The 15023-nt window shown below is 66.5% G+C and carries 12 protein-coding genes; 6 read left to right on the plus strand and 6 right to left on the minus strand.

Annotated features, from left to right (window positions below; genetic code table 11):
* Nucleotides 1-58: 58 nt before the first annotated feature.
* The 5 genes from JSV65_18450 to JSV65_18470 all read right to left on the minus strand — a co-directional run bounded on the left by JSV65_18450 (nucleotide 59) and on the right by JSV65_18470 (nucleotide 5287).
* Nucleotides 59-910 carry a pantoate--beta-alanine ligase gene (locus JSV65_18450; GenBank protein ID UCH34479.1) on the minus strand — a complete coding sequence of 284 codons (852 nt, stop codon included), beginning with the start codon at nucleotides 908-910 and terminating at the stop codon, nucleotides 59-61.
* Nucleotides 911-1016: 106 nt separating this feature from the next.
* Nucleotides 1017-2234, minus strand: coding sequence for a type II secretion system F family protein (locus JSV65_18455; protein UCH34480.1), 1218 nt, complete (start codon nucleotides 2232-2234; stop codon nucleotides 1017-1019).
* A complete protein-coding gene (gene folK, locus JSV65_18460) occupies nucleotides 2209-2697 on the minus strand; it encodes a 2-amino-4-hydroxy-6-hydroxymethyldihydropteridine diphosphokinase (GenBank protein ID UCH36840.1) in 489 nt (162 codons plus the stop codon). Before folK ends, JSV65_18455 begins: the two co-directional genes overlap by 26 nt.
* A gap of 272 nt (nucleotides 2698-2969) precedes the next feature.
* A complete protein-coding gene (gene folP, locus JSV65_18465; GenBank protein UCH34481.1) occupies nucleotides 2970-4151 on the minus strand; it encodes a dihydropteroate synthase in 1182 nt (393 codons plus the stop codon).
* 140 nt (nucleotides 4152-4291) lie between these two features.
* Complete coding sequence (locus tag JSV65_18470; GenBank protein UCH34482.1) at nucleotides 4292-5287, minus strand: tetratricopeptide repeat protein; 996 nt, start codon at nucleotides 5285-5287, stop codon at nucleotides 4292-4294.
* Nucleotides 5288-6034: 747 nt separating this feature from the next.
* Here JSV65_18470 and JSV65_18475 point away from each other — a divergent pair.
* The 6 genes from JSV65_18475 to JSV65_18500 all read left to right on the plus strand — a co-directional run bounded on the left by JSV65_18475 (nucleotide 6035) and on the right by JSV65_18500 (nucleotide 13939).
* Complete coding sequence (locus JSV65_18475) at nucleotides 6035-7747, plus strand: GAF domain-containing protein (GenBank protein UCH34483.1); 1713 nt, start codon at nucleotides 6035-6037, stop codon at nucleotides 7745-7747.
* A 198-nt stretch (nucleotides 7748-7945) separates the two neighbouring features.
* Complete coding sequence (rpiB, locus tag JSV65_18480; GenBank protein UCH34484.1) at nucleotides 7946-8401, plus strand: ribose 5-phosphate isomerase B; 456 nt, start codon at nucleotides 7946-7948, stop codon at nucleotides 8399-8401.
* A gap of 139 nt (nucleotides 8402-8540) precedes the next feature.
* Nucleotides 8541-9359 carry an undecaprenyl/decaprenyl-phosphate alpha-N-acetylglucosaminyl 1-phosphate transferase gene (locus JSV65_18485; protein UCH34485.1) on the plus strand — a complete coding sequence of 273 codons (819 nt, stop codon included), beginning with the start codon at nucleotides 8541-8543 and terminating at the stop codon, nucleotides 9357-9359.
* 117 nt (nucleotides 9360-9476) lie between these two features.
* The gene (gene wecB / locus JSV65_18490; GenBank protein UCH34486.1) at nucleotides 9477-10604 is read left to right on the plus strand and encodes a UDP-N-acetylglucosamine 2-epimerase (non-hydrolyzing); all 1128 of its coding nucleotides are present in this window, start codon (nucleotides 9477-9479) and stop codon (nucleotides 10602-10604) included.
* A gap of 76 nt (nucleotides 10605-10680) precedes the next feature.
* Entirely contained in the window at nucleotides 10681-12477 is a 1797-nt protein-coding gene (mgtE, locus tag JSV65_18495) for a magnesium transporter (GenBank protein UCH34487.1), read from the plus strand.
* Nucleotides 12478-12685: 208 nt separating this feature from the next.
* Nucleotides 12686-13939 (plus strand): Nramp family divalent metal transporter, encoded by a 1254-nt coding sequence (locus JSV65_18500; protein UCH34488.1) that lies wholly within the window; start codon nucleotides 12686-12688, stop codon nucleotides 13937-13939.
* 142 nt (nucleotides 13940-14081) lie between these two features.
* On the opposite strand, the gene JSV65_18505 is transcribed toward JSV65_18500, so the two are convergent.
* Nucleotides 14082-15023: aldose 1-epimerase family protein (locus tag JSV65_18505; protein ID UCH34489.1), on the minus strand; the 942-nt coding region annotated here is incomplete at its 5' end.

The following is a 15023-nucleotide window of genomic DNA, read 5'->3' on the forward strand; positions in this document are numbered from 1 at the left end:
GGCGTTGCACGGCGCGGCGGACGCTTCACGCATCCTAGCATTCGCGCTGCGCGACTGCTTAACCTCCCGCGATGATGAGATTGTCAATCAGGCGGACGCCGCCGACGTGAGCCGCGAGAGCCAATACAGCCCGCCCCGCGATGTGCTCGACGGGGGCGAGCGTCTCCGCGTCCCGCAACTCCGCATACTGGAGTGTTGCCAACGGCTCCGCCGCTACGATCTCGCGCACCCGCGCCAGGATCTGCTGCGCGTCACGGGCTCCGCTCGACGCCAGCTCTTGTGCCGCGCGCAACGAACGGTACAACACGGTGGCGGCCTCGCGCTCCTTCGGCCCGAGGCGGGTATTGCGGGAACTCATTGCCAGACCGTCGGGCTCGCGCACGGTTCGCACCGCGACAATCTCGACTGGCAGGCGCAGATCCTGCGTCAGCCGCCGCACCACAAGCAGTTGCTGGTAGTCCTTCTCGCCGAAGTACGCGCGGTTAGGGCGCACGATGTTGAACAGCTTCGTCACGACGGTGGCTACGCCGCGGAAATGGCCCGGCCGACGAGCGCCGCACAGAACGGCGGTCAGCTCGCCTGTGACCTCGACGAAGGTCGCGTCGCCGGGCGGGTACATCTCGGCTGCCGACGGTGTGAAGAGCACGTCCACGCCCACCTCCTGCGCCATGGCAGCGTCCCGCTCGGGGTCGCGAGGGTATTCCTCGTAGTCCTCGCCCGGGCCGAACTGCGTCGGGTTCACGAAGAGGCTGACGACGACGACGTCATCGCTCTCGCGGCACTGGCGCATGAGTGACAGATGCCCCTCATGGAAGTAGCCCATGGTGGGCACGAGACCGATGCTCTTCCCTGCGCCGCGAGCCTGTGCAAGGAGCTCGCGCAGCTCTGCAACCGACGTGATAATCCTCAATTAGCGGACCTCGAGCGGCGAAATACTGCGGGATGAATCCGCCCCGTCACCCGCCCGGCGGTACGGCCGTATTCGGCGCCCCCGCCGAGGCTGATGACGGCCGGCGTCACTCGAAGGCGCCGGACAAGGCTGCATCATAGCCGGCGAAATAACCAATCCAGAACGAGATGACGTAGAGCCCGACCATGAACGCGACCAGCAGGTAGAACGCGACGCCTGCGGTCACGGCAGTCTGCTTGCTCGCGACGGCGGCCTCGGCCTCATAGTAGTCGGCCATCTTGTCGAGCATTCTCTCGATGTTGCCGCTGCGTTCACCGGTGAGCACCATGTCGATCGCCTGATCCGGGAACTCGCGCGAGTTGACCATGACGCTGCTCATCGGTTCGCCGGTCTGCACGCGCGGGATGTGGACTCGCATCGCTGCCGCCATCGCCTCGTTGCCGGTCGCTGAGGCGGCTGCTTCGAGACCTCGGCGCAGCGGCACTCCGGCGCGTATCAACATCGCCATCGAGCGCGCCCACCGCGCCAGCGAGTGACGGCGGACGATGCCGCCGACCCACGGCAGAATCAGCTTGACGCGGTCCCATCCCTGCCGCACCGGCGGGAACTGCATCAGCAAACGCCAGGCGAACCACAACGCGATCAGCGCCACGCCCCAGTAGCCGACCCGCTCCGCCACGAGCTGAAGGTACTTCCACCAATCGAAAGTCAAGCTCCCGAGGGTTTCGCCGGCCACCGCCTGTGGAATGGGCGGTATGAGAATGAACAGCGCCAGGACGATCTTGGGATAGAACGTCTCGGTGCGGTAGGCCATCTGGATTTCGTAGATCGAGTCGTGGAATGCGGCGAGTTGCTCCATCGTATCATTGAGCAACCCCGTCTCTTCGCCGGTCTGCACCAGGGCCTTGGCATACAGAGGGAAGACGCTCGGGTAATGGTCGAGCACCGGCGACAGCGGCTCGCCGCGCATGGCCTGCTCGGCGATCTCGCGCGTGACCTGTCGCAGCGTCCGGTTGCTGGTGCGCTCGGCGAGCGTGGCTGCGGCCTCGTGGAGGTTCATGCCCGCGCCGAGGAGATCCGAGAACGAACGGTACCAGATCGCGAGCGCCTTGGCGTTGACGCGGTGGAAGATGAACGAGAAGTAACCGCGAGCGAGGAACTGATGCCACGCGAGTCCTTCGCGTCGCCGCGCCTGCTTAACGCGCAGCACCCAGTAGCCCATCTGCCGGATCTTCTCGACCGCGCCGCGCTCGGTCTCAGCATCGAGGCGGCCGCGCACGACTTCGCCCGTTTCCGTCCTAGCCTCGTAGCTGAAAGTCTGCATTGACGTCCTGCTCCTCTTGCAGAGCGTTCGCCAACTCCGCGACTCGCCGCCCGCTTGGCAACCTCAACTCGGGCGCTATCTCCGCCAGCGGCACGATGACGAACGCGCGCTCCTCCATCCGCGGGTGGGGGAGAACGAGGTCGTCGTCCTCCACGGACAGCGAATCGTACATCAGGATGTCAATATCAATCACTCGCGGGCCCCACCGTTCGCCTGGGGTCCGGCCCAAAGCGCGCTCGATCCCCTTGACCGCCTCCAGCAGTACCCGCGGCGCCAGAGCGGTGTGCGCCTCGAGCGCCAGATTCGCGAACTCCGGCTGTTCCGTCACCCCCAGCGGAGCGCTGCGATAGACGCTGGATACCTTCGTCACGCGCACCCCTGCCGTCTCTTCCAGGCGCCGCACGGCGCGCTCTAGGCTGTCGCGCCGGTCGCCGAGATTCGATCCCAGGGACAGGTATACCAGCGCGTGTGCTCTCGGCGTCACTTGCGCTCCCACATCGGGGCTTCGGCTGTCACCGAGAGAGCCGAAGCTCTTCGAGAACCGGGTTCGTGAATCCGGCTGTCCAGCCGGGCGCCCCTCCGGCAAGACACAAGCCCCACTTAGATGATACCGCGTACATCATACGTTCAAGCGCAAGCTGCGTCAAGGTTTGGGAGCATGCCGGCATGTCGGCGGCGAGCGCCGGGCGGCATCCTGATGCGCGAGACGGCCGCTGCGGGAACTGATCGCGCGCGCTAGGCCCCCGCCCAGCCGCGCACGAGCGCGTCGGCCATTCGCACCGCGCGCAGCGCGGGCCGGACGTCGTGGACGCGCACAATATCGGCGCCGTTGGCCACGGCCAGCGCGAGCACCGCGAGCGTGCCCTCGAGGCGCTCGTCCGGCGGCAGGTCGAGGACATTGCCGATGGTTGATTTGCGCGATGGTCCGAGCAGCACGGGGTGGCCCAGGCTCTTCAGCTCGCGCAAGCGACGCACGGTCTCCAGGTTGTGCTGTACCGTCTTGCCGAAGCCGAACCCGGGGTCAATCACAACCTGATCGCCGGGAACCCCGGCGCGCTCGGCGAGGGCTACCGATTCGCGGAGATAGGCGGCGATCTCCCCCATGAGGTCGTCGTAGCGGGGGTCGTCCTGCATCGTCTTCGGCGTGCCCAGCATGTGCATGACGATGACGGGGACGTGCCGCTCGGCGGCTAGTCTGGCCATCCCTGGGTCGGACCGCAGCCCGCTGATGTCGTTGATAATGCCGGCGCCCGCGTCGAGCGCTGCGCGCGCCACCTCGGCCTTGTAGGTGTCAATCGAAATCGGGATGTTGACGCGACCCCGGAGTTCGCGGATGACCGGCAGGACGCGCTCCATCTCGGCCCGCGCATCTGTGGCTTCGGAGCCGGGTCGCGTTGACTCGCCGCCGATGTCAAGGATGTCCGCGCCCTGCTCCACCATTTGCTCCCCGCGCGCGACCATCGCCCCCGCATCGCCCGCGAGCCCGTCGCCGGAGAAGGAGTCCGGGGTGGCATTGATAATGCCCATGACCAGAGTGCGTTCGCCGATAGGCAGGACGTGTTCCCCGCAGCGCAGTTCGATCGCGAGGGGGTCGTCGAAAGCGGACAGCGCGCGCTCGATTTCCGCCCCGACTTGCGCGAGGTCCGGTCCTGCCTGGGCGAGTCTGGCGCAGAGATCACGGTGCTGCGCGAGCGTGCCAATGAGCAGGCAGCCAGTCTGGTCGGGATCTCTCCCGGCCGCCGCGTCGCCGCCGGCCGCCCGCATTGCGCGCTCGACCGTCTCGGCCGTCCTTGCCGCAACGGCGTCGAGCTTGACCAGGCGCACGCTCGCGTTGGCTGCGAAGGCTTCGGGGATAGCGACGGCGCCGGCCCGCGTCATCTCGTCAGCGAGATCTCCCGGGTCGTTCAAAACGAGCACCCGGGCCCCCCAAGAGCCCGGGCCAGTTCTAGGCTGAGCGTTCACGTCGGCACCTCAACTCCGGTTGCGCGTATCCCCCAGGACATCAGATCTGAGATGCGAAAAAGCACGACGCGCCGCGGCGGCGCACCCGCGACGCGTTAGTGGTACACCGGGGGATAGTCGTCCGATGCGGCCTGCTCGTCGTCGAGCTGTATCTGCATCAGTGCTCCGAGGGCGTCCTCGCTGAGGCGGAAGCCGTATTCGAGCGTGGCAGCCACGGGGTCGCGCGTCAGCTTGACGCCAAACACGCGATCCTCCGCCGCGCGCAGCAGGATCTGGCGGATCTGAATCTCATCGAGGTTGGCGATGGCTTCGCGCGCGCCGTGCTTCGTGTCGGGATCCTCGGAGTGCATAGCGGCCGCCCGCGCATACTCATGCATTGCCTGGGCGAAGCGCCCTTGCTGCTGGAGCAGGACGCCGAGCTTGAGGTGATGGTGCGCCTCGCGCGGCTCCAGCCGAATCAGGCGGCGAACGGCATCCAGCGCCTCCGCAAGTCGCCCGCTCTGATGGTATCCGATCGCCAACAGCTCATAGGCCGAGGGGTTGCGCGGCGACAGGGCGCGCATCTCCTTTGCCTGCTGGATCAGCCGATCGTATTCACCGAGGTCGGCATAGAGTTCCGCTAGCGACTGGCGCGCCTCAATGTTGTCGGGAAAGCCCGCAGCGGCGTCGCGCAAGCAGTCAGCGGCCTGACGCGAGAGGCCCTGCTGAATCAGGTTGCGCGCGAGGCCGAGGCGATAGTGTACGTTGTGGGGGTTGAGGCGAATGGCGTGCTGCAGCGCCGTCGCGGCCTGCGCGGCATTCCCTGTGCGCTCGCTTGCCACCGCCAACTCAACGTAGCCCGGCTCGTAATCCGGGTCGAGTTCGACCGCGCGGCGACAGGCACGGATGGCTTCGTCGTAGCGGTCCTGCTCCAGGTAATGGCCGGCGAGCCCCTTGTAGGCGCGGGCACATCGGGGGTCGGAGCGGATCGCCTCGTGAAACAGCTCCATCGCCACGTCCGGCAGCCCACACTTCTCGCACGCGGCGGCCAGGGCGCAATAGGCGTCGGTGTTACGGGTGTCCAACTCGATGGCGCGGCGGAGGTAGCTCATTCCCTCCTCTGCCGCCCCGGCCTCAACGCAGCACGAGCCCAACGTCACAAGTGCGCGCACGACAGCCGCATCCGGGCTTTCGGACTTCAACGCCTGGGCACGTTTGAGCGAATGGCGCAGCAAGGCAATTGCCGACGTCAGGTCGCCCTTGGCCACCAATCGGCAGGCGCGTCGGTGCGCGCTCGTGAGCGAGGCCCGCTCGCGCCTGGCCGCACTGTTTGTCGTCTCTCTAGGCATATGAAGCCACGGCGGATCTGCGTTGCCCAGGTCTTCCACGCGTGACCGCGCATTCCTGCTGCTTGATGATCTCGCAGACCTCTGGTTGCCGTTACCGGATTGGACGTGCGAGGTGCGGCCGCACGTCGTCTGCCATAGATCCGGGATTCGTGCGAGCCCCCGTGATGCCTTGCCCCTGGCGCGCCGACGACCCGAGGCCGAGGATCGCCCTGCACGGCTTGACGGCTTCGCGCCGCTTGCTCTACAATGATATCAGATCGATGGGTCCCTGCGATTGGCAGCGCGGTCGGGCCGCGCGCCTCCCTCGGGGCGCGACCATGCGGAGCGGCATTTGCGCCCGGCGGAGGGATGTTCCGTGGAGTGGACCGAGAGATGCGCCTCGCGTAGGCGAGGGCAAGCCGCCGGTGCCCGTCCGGAGAGTTCGACGGCGGTTGCGGGAACGGCACCCGCCCGTCCGCAGCGCTGGGGACTCGTGAGGTCATTCATCCGTTCGTAATGCGAGGTAGGACATTGCCTGACGAAGCCCAAGTTCAGGTCCGCGATCTGCAAGCGGAGATCGAACGGCTGCGCGCGCGGCTGGGTGAGCTGGAGCACAACAAGCGCGCTTTGGAGGAGCAACTCGACGCGGCATCGGTGGCCACGGAAGCTCCCCCGCCGATCACGACGCAATCGGAGTTGCAGAATACGCTGCGCCTCTTCGTCAAGAAAGTGGCGATGATTCTCCAGGCCGACAAGTGCGTCATCATGCTCTACGACAAGGAGTCGGGAGAGCTTCAGGCGCAGGCGCCGGCTTTCGGCCTGACGGACGAGGAGGTGAGAACCTTCCGCGTCCGCGCGACCCATGGCGTTTCGGGGGAAGCGTTCCGGCAAGGCGAGCCGATCATCTGCGACGACATGATGTCCGATCCGCGCACGGTGAAGGAGAATGTGGCGCTGCTCAAGGTACGCAACGGCCTGACCGTCCCATTGACGCTCGAGTTCAAGGACGAGAACCAGGAGGTGATCGAGCGCCAGACGATCGGCGTCTTGCACGTCTTCAACAAGCGGGGCGGCGGGTCGTTCGAGGAAGAGGATGTCCGCCTGCTGACGGTGCTGGCGAGAAGCGCGGCGTCGGTCATCTCCAACGCCCAGATCTTCATCGCCGTGACCAGCGCCAAGGAGCAACTCGAGTTCACGTTCCAGAGCATGCTGTCCGGGGTGCTCGTCGTCGACGTTGAGGGCAGGATACTCCTGATGAACTCGGCGGCGAGACGCATCTTCGGTGTCCCGCACGACGACGGCACCGGGCAGAGCCTGGTGAGCGTGGTGAGCAACGAGACGGTGCAGTCGCTGGTCAGCGCGTCGCTCGAGGACGCTGAGGAGAAAGCCCAGGAGGTGTCGCTGTACACGCCTGGCGAGCGCATATTCCAGGTGCAGACAGCGCTGCTGCGCGGCGAGAGCAGCGCGGTGACCGGTGTCGTTGCCACGTTCAACGATATCACCGAGCTGCGCAACGTCGAGCGCATGAAGACCGAGTTCGTGGCCAGCGTCTCCCACGAGTTGCGCACGCCGCTGACTTCGATCAAGGGGTTCGTACGGACGCTGCTGGACGACACCGACGGCTACTATGACCGCGACACGCAGGTGGAGTTCTATCAGATCATAGACCAGGAATGCGATCGTCTGGTGCGCCTCATCAACGATCTGCTCAACGTGTCGCGGATTGAAGCGGGCCGGGCGCTGGAACTCAACCTCAAGCCGGTGGACTTGCGTAACTTGATCGCGAAGGTGGTGGCGAGCCAGGAGTCGTACACGACGCGCCACCATATTCAGATGGATGTACCAGAGGCCCTGCCGACCGTGATTGCCGACGATGACAAGATTGATCAGATCTTGACCAACCTCATCAATAACGCGATCAAGTATAGCCCGGACGGCGGCGATGTGGTGGTTTCCGCGCGAGCCACCGGCGGCAACGTGGAAGTGAGCGTCGCCGATCAGGGCATCGGCATTCCGCCGGACCACATGGACAAGATCTTCGCTCGGTTCCATCGCGTGGAGGGCGGAGATACGCGGCGCGCGGGGGGGACGGGGATCGGGCTCTTCCTCGTCAAGCATCTCGTGGAAGCCCACGCCGGACGCATCTGGGTCGAGAGCGAGCCGGGCAAGGGGTCCACGTTCACCTTTGCGATACCGCTCAAGGCACCGGCGGAACCGGGCGCAGCCCCCGAACCTTCGGAGTAGCGAGCGGCAGCCGGGTCGAAGATGCATGCGCTCGCTGTCAGGCGCGCGGGGCGCACCGGCGCGCCGCCGCGATGCGCCAACGACGTGAGTGCTGCGAACGGGGGCGGACGAGGCGCAGTGCGTGCAGTCTGGCGACCTCGACCTGCGGCGCGGCGCGAACGCCGAGACCGCGTCACCCACATCCTCAGCGAGAGACCGATGACGACGATTGCGATAGGGTGCGACCACGCTGGCTTTGAACTCAAGGAGCAGTTGAAAGCGGCACTCATTGCTTGGGGGCACACCGTCACCGATTACGGCGTGCACGGCACCGAGCCTTCTGATTATCCCGATCAGAGTTTCGCCGTGGGTCGCGCGGTTGCCGCTGGAGATAGCGAGCGCGGATTGCTTGTCTGCGGGACGGGCATCGGCAGCCAGATCGCCGCGAACAAGATCCCCGGTATCAGAGCGTGCGTGTGCCACGACTGTTACTCCGCGCGCGTTGCGCGTTCGCACAACGACAGCAACGTGCTGTGCCTGGGCGCGCGCGTGGTCGGTGGCGAACTCGCGAAAGAGGTTCTGCGCGTCTGGCTCTCCGAGCCCTTCAGCGGCAAGGAGCGCCACGTGCGCAGACTCGCCAAGATCGCCGCGCTGGAGCGCGAGCGAGGCGCGTAGGCGATAGATGCAAGGCTCGGCGCCACTGTTGATTGCTCTGTGCTTTCTCACCGCTGCCGCAATCGCCGCAGCGACGACCCCGCTCGTGATCGCATTCGCCTGGCGCGCCGGAGCGGTGGACCAGCCACGCAGCCGTCGCGTGCATCTGGCCCCGATGCCGACGTGGGGGGGCCTGGCGATGGTCGTTGGCTTCGGGATAACCATGGCCGCTTTGCTGTGGCGAGGCGGGGCGAGCGGCGTGCCGCCGGCCCAGATCGGTGCCGTGGTGGGCGGGGGATTCATCATCGCGCTCGTGGGTGCGATAGATGATCGTTTCGATATGCGAGCCGCGCCCAAGTTCCTCGCCCAGGTCATCTGCGCCGCGCTGTTGATACCCTTCGGCGTGAGCATCTCCGGGCTGGCAGGTCACCCGATTCCGCCGTGGTTGGGAAGCGTGCTGACGGTGGCGTGGGTGGTGAGCATCGTCAACGCCGTGAACTTCGTTGACGGACTCGACGGTCTCGCGGCAGGCGTCGTGGGCATCGCGTCCCTCGCGCTGGCGGTGGTTGCGGCGGCTCGCGGCCAGTTGGGGGCGGCGGCCCTGTCCGCTGCTCTCGCCGGATCCGCCGCCGGGTTCCTGCCCTACAATTTCAACCCGGCCCGGATCTTCATGGGCGACCTGGGGAGTCATTTTCTGGGCTATACCGCGGCCGCCACTGCGGTGCTGGGGACTTTCAAGATCGCCGCATCGGTGGCGCTCCTGGCGCCGGTGGTCGCCTTTGCCGTGCCCATCTTCGACACCCTGTGGGCGATGATCCGCCGTTATCGCAACGGGCAGTCCATAGCGCGCGCTGATCGCAACCACCTCCACCACCGCTTGCTCGACCGGGGGCTATCGCAGCGCCAAGCGGTGCTCATCATATACGCGATCAGCGCCGTGTGCTCGGCGGTCGCGATCGTGATGTCGCTGCCAACGTGAGATTCGATCGGACTCCGCTGTGGGCGATACGCGCACGTCGAGCGTTGCGCTCACGGCAGAATCGAGCGCTTGTCGGTGAGCAACAGGACGGGCGAACGGAGACGCATAGCTCTGGCAATGGGTACGCGCCCGGAGGCGATCAAGATGGCGCCGGTGGTGCGGGAACTGCGGCGCTTTCCCGACGTCTTCGAAACGCGCGTCATCGCAACCGCGCAGCATCGGCGGCTGGCGGACGAGGTGCTGGATCTGTTCGACATAGAGCCGGACTACGACCTCGACGTCATGACGGCCAGGCAGAGCCTGACGCGAGTCACATCGCGTCTGCTGCAACGCCTGGAGCCGGCGCTCGCCGACGCGCGGCCGCACTTGGTGCTCGTGCAGGGGGACGCGGCAACCGCGTTCGCGGGGGCGTTGGCCGCTTATTACCAGCAGATCCCGGTCGGGCACGTCGAGGCGGGCCTGCGCACACGCGACAAGCATAACCCATTCCCGGAGGAGATCTTCCGCCGTTTGGTAACGCCGATTGCAGATCTCCACTTCGCGCCGACGAGCGGGGCGCGCCAGGCACTGATCGGCGAGAACGTGGACCGGGGATGCATCCACGTCACCGGCAATACCGTCATAGACGCGCTGTTCTCGGTCGCCGAGCAGGATCATCCGCTCCCGTCGAAAGTGCGCCACGCCCTCGGAAGAGCCGACCGCCGTATCATTCTGGTCACCGCGCATCGCCGCGAAAACTGGGGCAAGCCTCTGCTCCAGATATGCGGCGCACTGCGCACGCTGGCCCGAGACCACCCGGACCTCCTCATCGTCTATGCGCTGCATCCCAATCCGGCGGTATCGGAAGCCGTGCGGGCGCAGCTCGCGGGTGAGAAGCACGTCGTGCTCATCAAGGCGCCGCCGTACGAGCGCTTCGTATCGCTCATGAAGCGCTCGTACGCCGTGCTGACGGATTCCGGCGGCTTGCAGGAGGAGGCGCCGGCGTTGGGCAAGCCGGTGCTCGTGCTGCGGCGGACGACGGAGCGGCCGGAGGGCATCGCCGCCGGTGTGGCGAAGCTCGTCGGCGTCGAGCAGGACACAATCGTGGCGGCTGCCGGGCGCTTGCTGTCCGATGGCCGGGCCTACCTGCGCATGGCGCGGGCGAGCAATCCCTACGGCGACGGCAGAGCAGCCCAGCGCATCCGTCAGGCGATCCTCCACCACTTCGATCTCGGTGTGCGGCCTCGCGATTTCAAGGTCGCTTGACCTGATCCGGCCCACTGTGGACGATGTTTGCAGGAGGCGCGTTCGGCCTGCGCGACTAACACTGCGCGACACTGCCATGTTCTACCTTGCGCGATTGCTGGGCCGGCCGGTCAGGGACGCTGAGGGCCGGAAGGTCGGATGGATCAGCGATTTCCTCGTCGCCACCGCTGACCTGTTCCCGCGCGTGACCGCGGTGTCGGTCGCGTCGCGGAGCCGCCGTCCGATGCTCGTGCCGTGGCGTTACATCGTGCGACTTGACGAGTCCGGGGCTCAGCTTTCTGCGGCGCTCGCAGATATCGAACCCGCCGTTCCGACGGACAATGAAGTGCTGCTGGGGCGGCAGCTCCTCGATCGCCAGATAGTTGATCGGGCGGGGCGCAAAGTGGTGCGCGTCAACGATTTTTCGCTCGCGCCCACGGATCACGAGTTGCGACTGGTGGGGGCCGATGTGGGGGTGCGCGGGCTGCTGCGGCGCCTGAACGTCGAGCGACCGCTCGATCGCGCGGCGAGACTCATCCGTCTGCGCTTGCCCGACAGCCTGATTGCGTGGAACTACCTGGAGCCGCTGGAGGCGAAGTGGGATAGATTGCGCCTGCGCATGACCCATCAACGGCTCGGCGAGATGTTTCCCGCGGATCTAGCCTCTATTCTTGCGCAATTGGAGCCCGAGGCGCGACCGGCGGTGCTCGAGGCGATTGACGATCGCAAGCTGGCCGATACGCTCCCCGAGTTGGGGGATGAGCTTGAGCGGGAGATACTGACGGATATGAGCCGGGAGCGCGCCTCCGACGTGCTCGAGATGATGCCGCCGGACGAAGCCGCGGACGTCCTCGGCGACATGCCTGAGCCAGTCGCCGACGACTTACTGTCGCGCATGGAGGAGGCGGAGTCGCGAGAGCTGGAGCAGTTGCTTGCCCACCCCGATGAGACCGCGGGGGGCCTCATGACGCCGGACTTCGTGTCCCTGCGCGACGATCTGACGGTGCAGCAGGCGATGGCGGAACTGCGCCGCATCTCGCCCGACACGGAGGGGGCCTCTTACGTCTATGTCGTGGACGAGGCGGGGCGGTTGAGAGGCGTGATATCGCTTGACGCCCTGTTCGTTGCAGCGCCCGATACGCACATTGCGGACATCATGCGGGCGGACGTCGTCGCGGTGCCTCTCGATATGGATCAAGAGGAAGTGGCCGTGACGATGTTTAAGTACAATTTCCTCAGCCTGCCGGCGATAGACGAGAACGGTATCCTGCGCGGCGTGGTGACCGTTGACGACGCGCTGGAGGTAATGCAGGAGGAATCTGCGGAAGACCTCGGGCGCCTCGCGGGGGCGCCCAGCGATATCGGCGGACGCCGGGCGTGGGTTCTCGATGCGCTGTGGCGAGTGCCGTGGCTGATCGTGTGCGCGGCTGCGGGGCTACTCGCCTCGGCGATGATGGGCCGCGCAGCCGGGCTCGCGGAGATCGGCTGGCGGGCGGCGGCGGCGCTGCCCCTCGTCCTCGGACTGAGCGTGCGGTCCGCCAGCCAGTCGTCGGCCGTCGTGGTGCGGGCGTACGCGCTGGGCGAAGAAAGACTGCGCGATTTCGTTATCCACCTATTGGGTGAGGCCGCGGCGGCGCTCCTCGTTGGCGGGATCGCGGGCGCCATCTCGGCGGCGGCGGCACTCAGTTGGGGCGAGCCGGCCATGGCCGGCGCACTGGCAATAGCATTGCCCCTCGGGCTCGTGGTGGGAGCAGTGATCGGGTCGGTGCTGCCAGTGGCGCTGTGGCGCCTGCGCATGGATCCGGCGGTCGCCTTGTGGCCGCTCGTGGCAGTCACGACGACCCTCGCGACGGTGCCGATCTATGTGGCATTGCTCGTGCGAGTGAGTGTGTGAGCGTGAATCGGAGAGTTCCTGGTATTGCCGCGTTGCGGCGCTGCGCCCCGCTCTGCGACGCGTGACGGCCGCGTCACGGATGCCCCCCGGCCGCTCATCGCCCCAGGGACTCGTGCCGGAACGGGTTCTTGCCACCCCGCTGTGCCCGCCGGTATTCATGCGTCGAGGGCAAGGACCCGCCAGTTGACGGGCGAGGAGAATCCGGCCGGTGCACAGGATCCTCTTATTCCTGGCCGTGATAGGTCCCGGGCTGATTACCGCCTTCAGCGGGAACGACGCGGGGGGCATCGCGACCTACACCGTCGCCGGCGCCTCGTTCGGCTACCGGCAGCTCTGGGCCTTGCTCGTTGCGGCGCTCGGCATGATCGTCATCAACGAGATGAGCGCCCGCATGGGCGCCGTCACCGGCAAGGGCCTGAGCGACCTGATCCGCGAGCAGTTCGGAGTGCGCTGGACCCTGTTTGCCATGAGCGCACTCCTCATCGCCAACACCGCGACCACTGTCGCCAATGTCGCAGGACTTGCGGCGAGCGCCGAGATCCTCGGCGCTCGCCTGCCACCTGTCGCCCACTGGCTTGTCGCGCGGGCCGTGTCCGTGCCTTTGCTCGTCGCCGCCGTATGGCTGTTGATAACGCGCACGGGTTACCGCGCGGTCGAGCGGGCGTTTCTCGGCTTCACGGTCATCTTTGTGTCCTACATCATCGCCGGCTTTGCGGCACATCCGTCCTGGGAAACCGTCGTCGCGACGATGTTCGTGCCCTCGCGGCAGTGGCTCGCGGCGGACGCGCAGTTCATCCGGGTCGTGATCGCGATCATTGGCTGCACGATCGCCCCGTGGATGCAGTTCTATCTTCAGTCATCAACCGTGGAGAAGGGAATCCACGAGGCGCAGTTCCGCATGGCGCGCGTAGATGTCGTGACCGGCGCTGTCGCGGCTAACATCATCGCGGTATTCATCGTCGTCGCCGCTGCGGTACGCCTTCATCCCGCGGGCGCGGCGGTCACCACGGCTGACCAGGCGGCACTTGCGCTGGAACCGGTCGCCGGAGCCTACGCCAGCCTGTTGTTTGCCGTCGGGCTCTTCGGCGCCTCGATGCTGGCCGCGGCGGTGGTTCCGCTGTCGACCGCCTATGCCGTGTGCGAAGCCTTCGGCTGGGAGAGCGGACTCGACCGCCGCCTGGGCGAGGCGCCGCGTTTCTTCGGGATCTTCACCGGTGTGCTGATCATTAGCGCCGTGCCGACCGTCATCCCCCGCGCCCCGCTGATTGATCTGATGGTGTTGTCGCAGGTGGTCAACGGGTGCTTGCTGCCCGTGATCCTCGTCTTTATGCTGCTGCTGGTGAACCGTCCGTCCATCATGGGCGCGCGCGTCAACAGCCGACTGCATAACGCGATCGCGTGGGGCGTGGCGGGGGTGATCATGGGGCTCATCGCGGCAATGCTTGTCGTGGAATTCGCGTAAGCGTCTCGCTGGCGCGGATGCCGCGCGCGGCATGCAACGGAGCACAAGGCCTACTGAGCAGGAAGGGCTGAATGAGCTGCGTCAAGGCACCTCCGGGCGCACCGGGAATGGATGCCGACATCTCTCGCGGGACGTGCCGTGCCTAACGCGCCCCTTTGAGCGCCTTCTGTACGGCATCCTGGAACCCGCGAATCGCCTCGGCGTTGTCGAGCACGCCGATCTCCGCCTCATACTCTCGGCGCTCGCCGGGCTCGAGGAACTGCAGTGTGCCGCGCTCTCGCTCCCGGGCGCGCCCCTCGACCAGGCAGTTCGCGGGCTCCATGCCGACCACGTAGTCCACCTGGCCCATCATTTTCCATTCCGTGAAGCGCGGCAGCTGATCGGCGCGGTAGGTGACGTAGAAGCCGAAGCCATGCCCGCCCGCGAAGCCCTCATTGATGAGAGCCGCGCGGATGCGGCCTTCGGCGTCCGGGGCCATGTTGTGGTAGTACACCTTCTCGCGATAGTCAGGCACCGGCGCGGAGAACTGGGCGTACTCCTCCTTGCCGATCTCCGCGTCGGCGTCGCGCGGCGTCGCGTCGAGTGTGGGGGACACGAGCTTGCCGCCCGGCGCCACCGCCGGGTAGCCGCCGTTGATGTGGTACAGTATCATGTGTTCGGTGGTGCGGTAGCCGACATTCTCCACGACGTCACGCCACCAGAACCGATTCTCCCCGAGGCGCGTCGTAATCTCGCGCGTCAGGAGCACGTTCTCGCCGAAGATAACGGCCTCTTGCACCTGTCCGCGTACGCTCATGACGTAGTCGTCGCCCTCCCAGCGCTCGCTCGTGGCAACGCCGCTCGCTGGCAGCGTGGAGAAGCGCCCGTGGAGTCCGAGCTCCTTGCCCTGATCCACGGAGGGCGCGCCGGCGGTGGTGAGACCGCAGGTGACGACGAGGCCGCCATAGAACGTTCGCAGCCAGCCCAGTCCTTCGGGTTCGAAATACCACGGGCCCGATAGTCCGCTCGGCGAGCGCCATGCCAACGGAATGCCGCGACAGTCGGCGTCGGCAATGTCGAGGCCCCGACTGATGAGGACGCGGAA

The sequence above is a fragment of the Armatimonadota bacterium genome (assembly GCA_020354555.1).
In the GTDB taxonomy this organism is placed as follows: Bacteria; Armatimonadota; Hebobacteria.

What these genes read in the sequence shown, in the direction of transcription:
- JSV65_18455 (UCH34480.1), bottom strand. Translation starts at nt 2,234, where the DNA reads ATGCAGACTTTCAGCTACGAGGCTAGGACGGAAACGGGCGAAGTCGTG.
- wecB (UCH34486.1), top strand. Translation starts at nt 9,477, where the DNA reads ATGGGTACGCGCCCGGAGGCGATCAAGATGGCGCCGGTGGTGCGGGAA.
- rpiB (UCH34484.1), top strand. Translation starts at nt 7,946, where the DNA reads ATGACGACGATTGCGATAGGGTGCGACCACGCTGGCTTTGAACTCAAG.
- JSV65_18470 (UCH34482.1), bottom strand. Translation starts at nt 5,287, where the DNA reads ATGAGCTACCTCCGCCGCGCCATCGAGTTGGACACCCGTAACACCGAC.
- mgtE (UCH34487.1), top strand. Translation starts at nt 10,681, where the DNA reads ATGTTCTACCTTGCGCGATTGCTGGGCCGGCCGGTCAGGGACGCTGAG.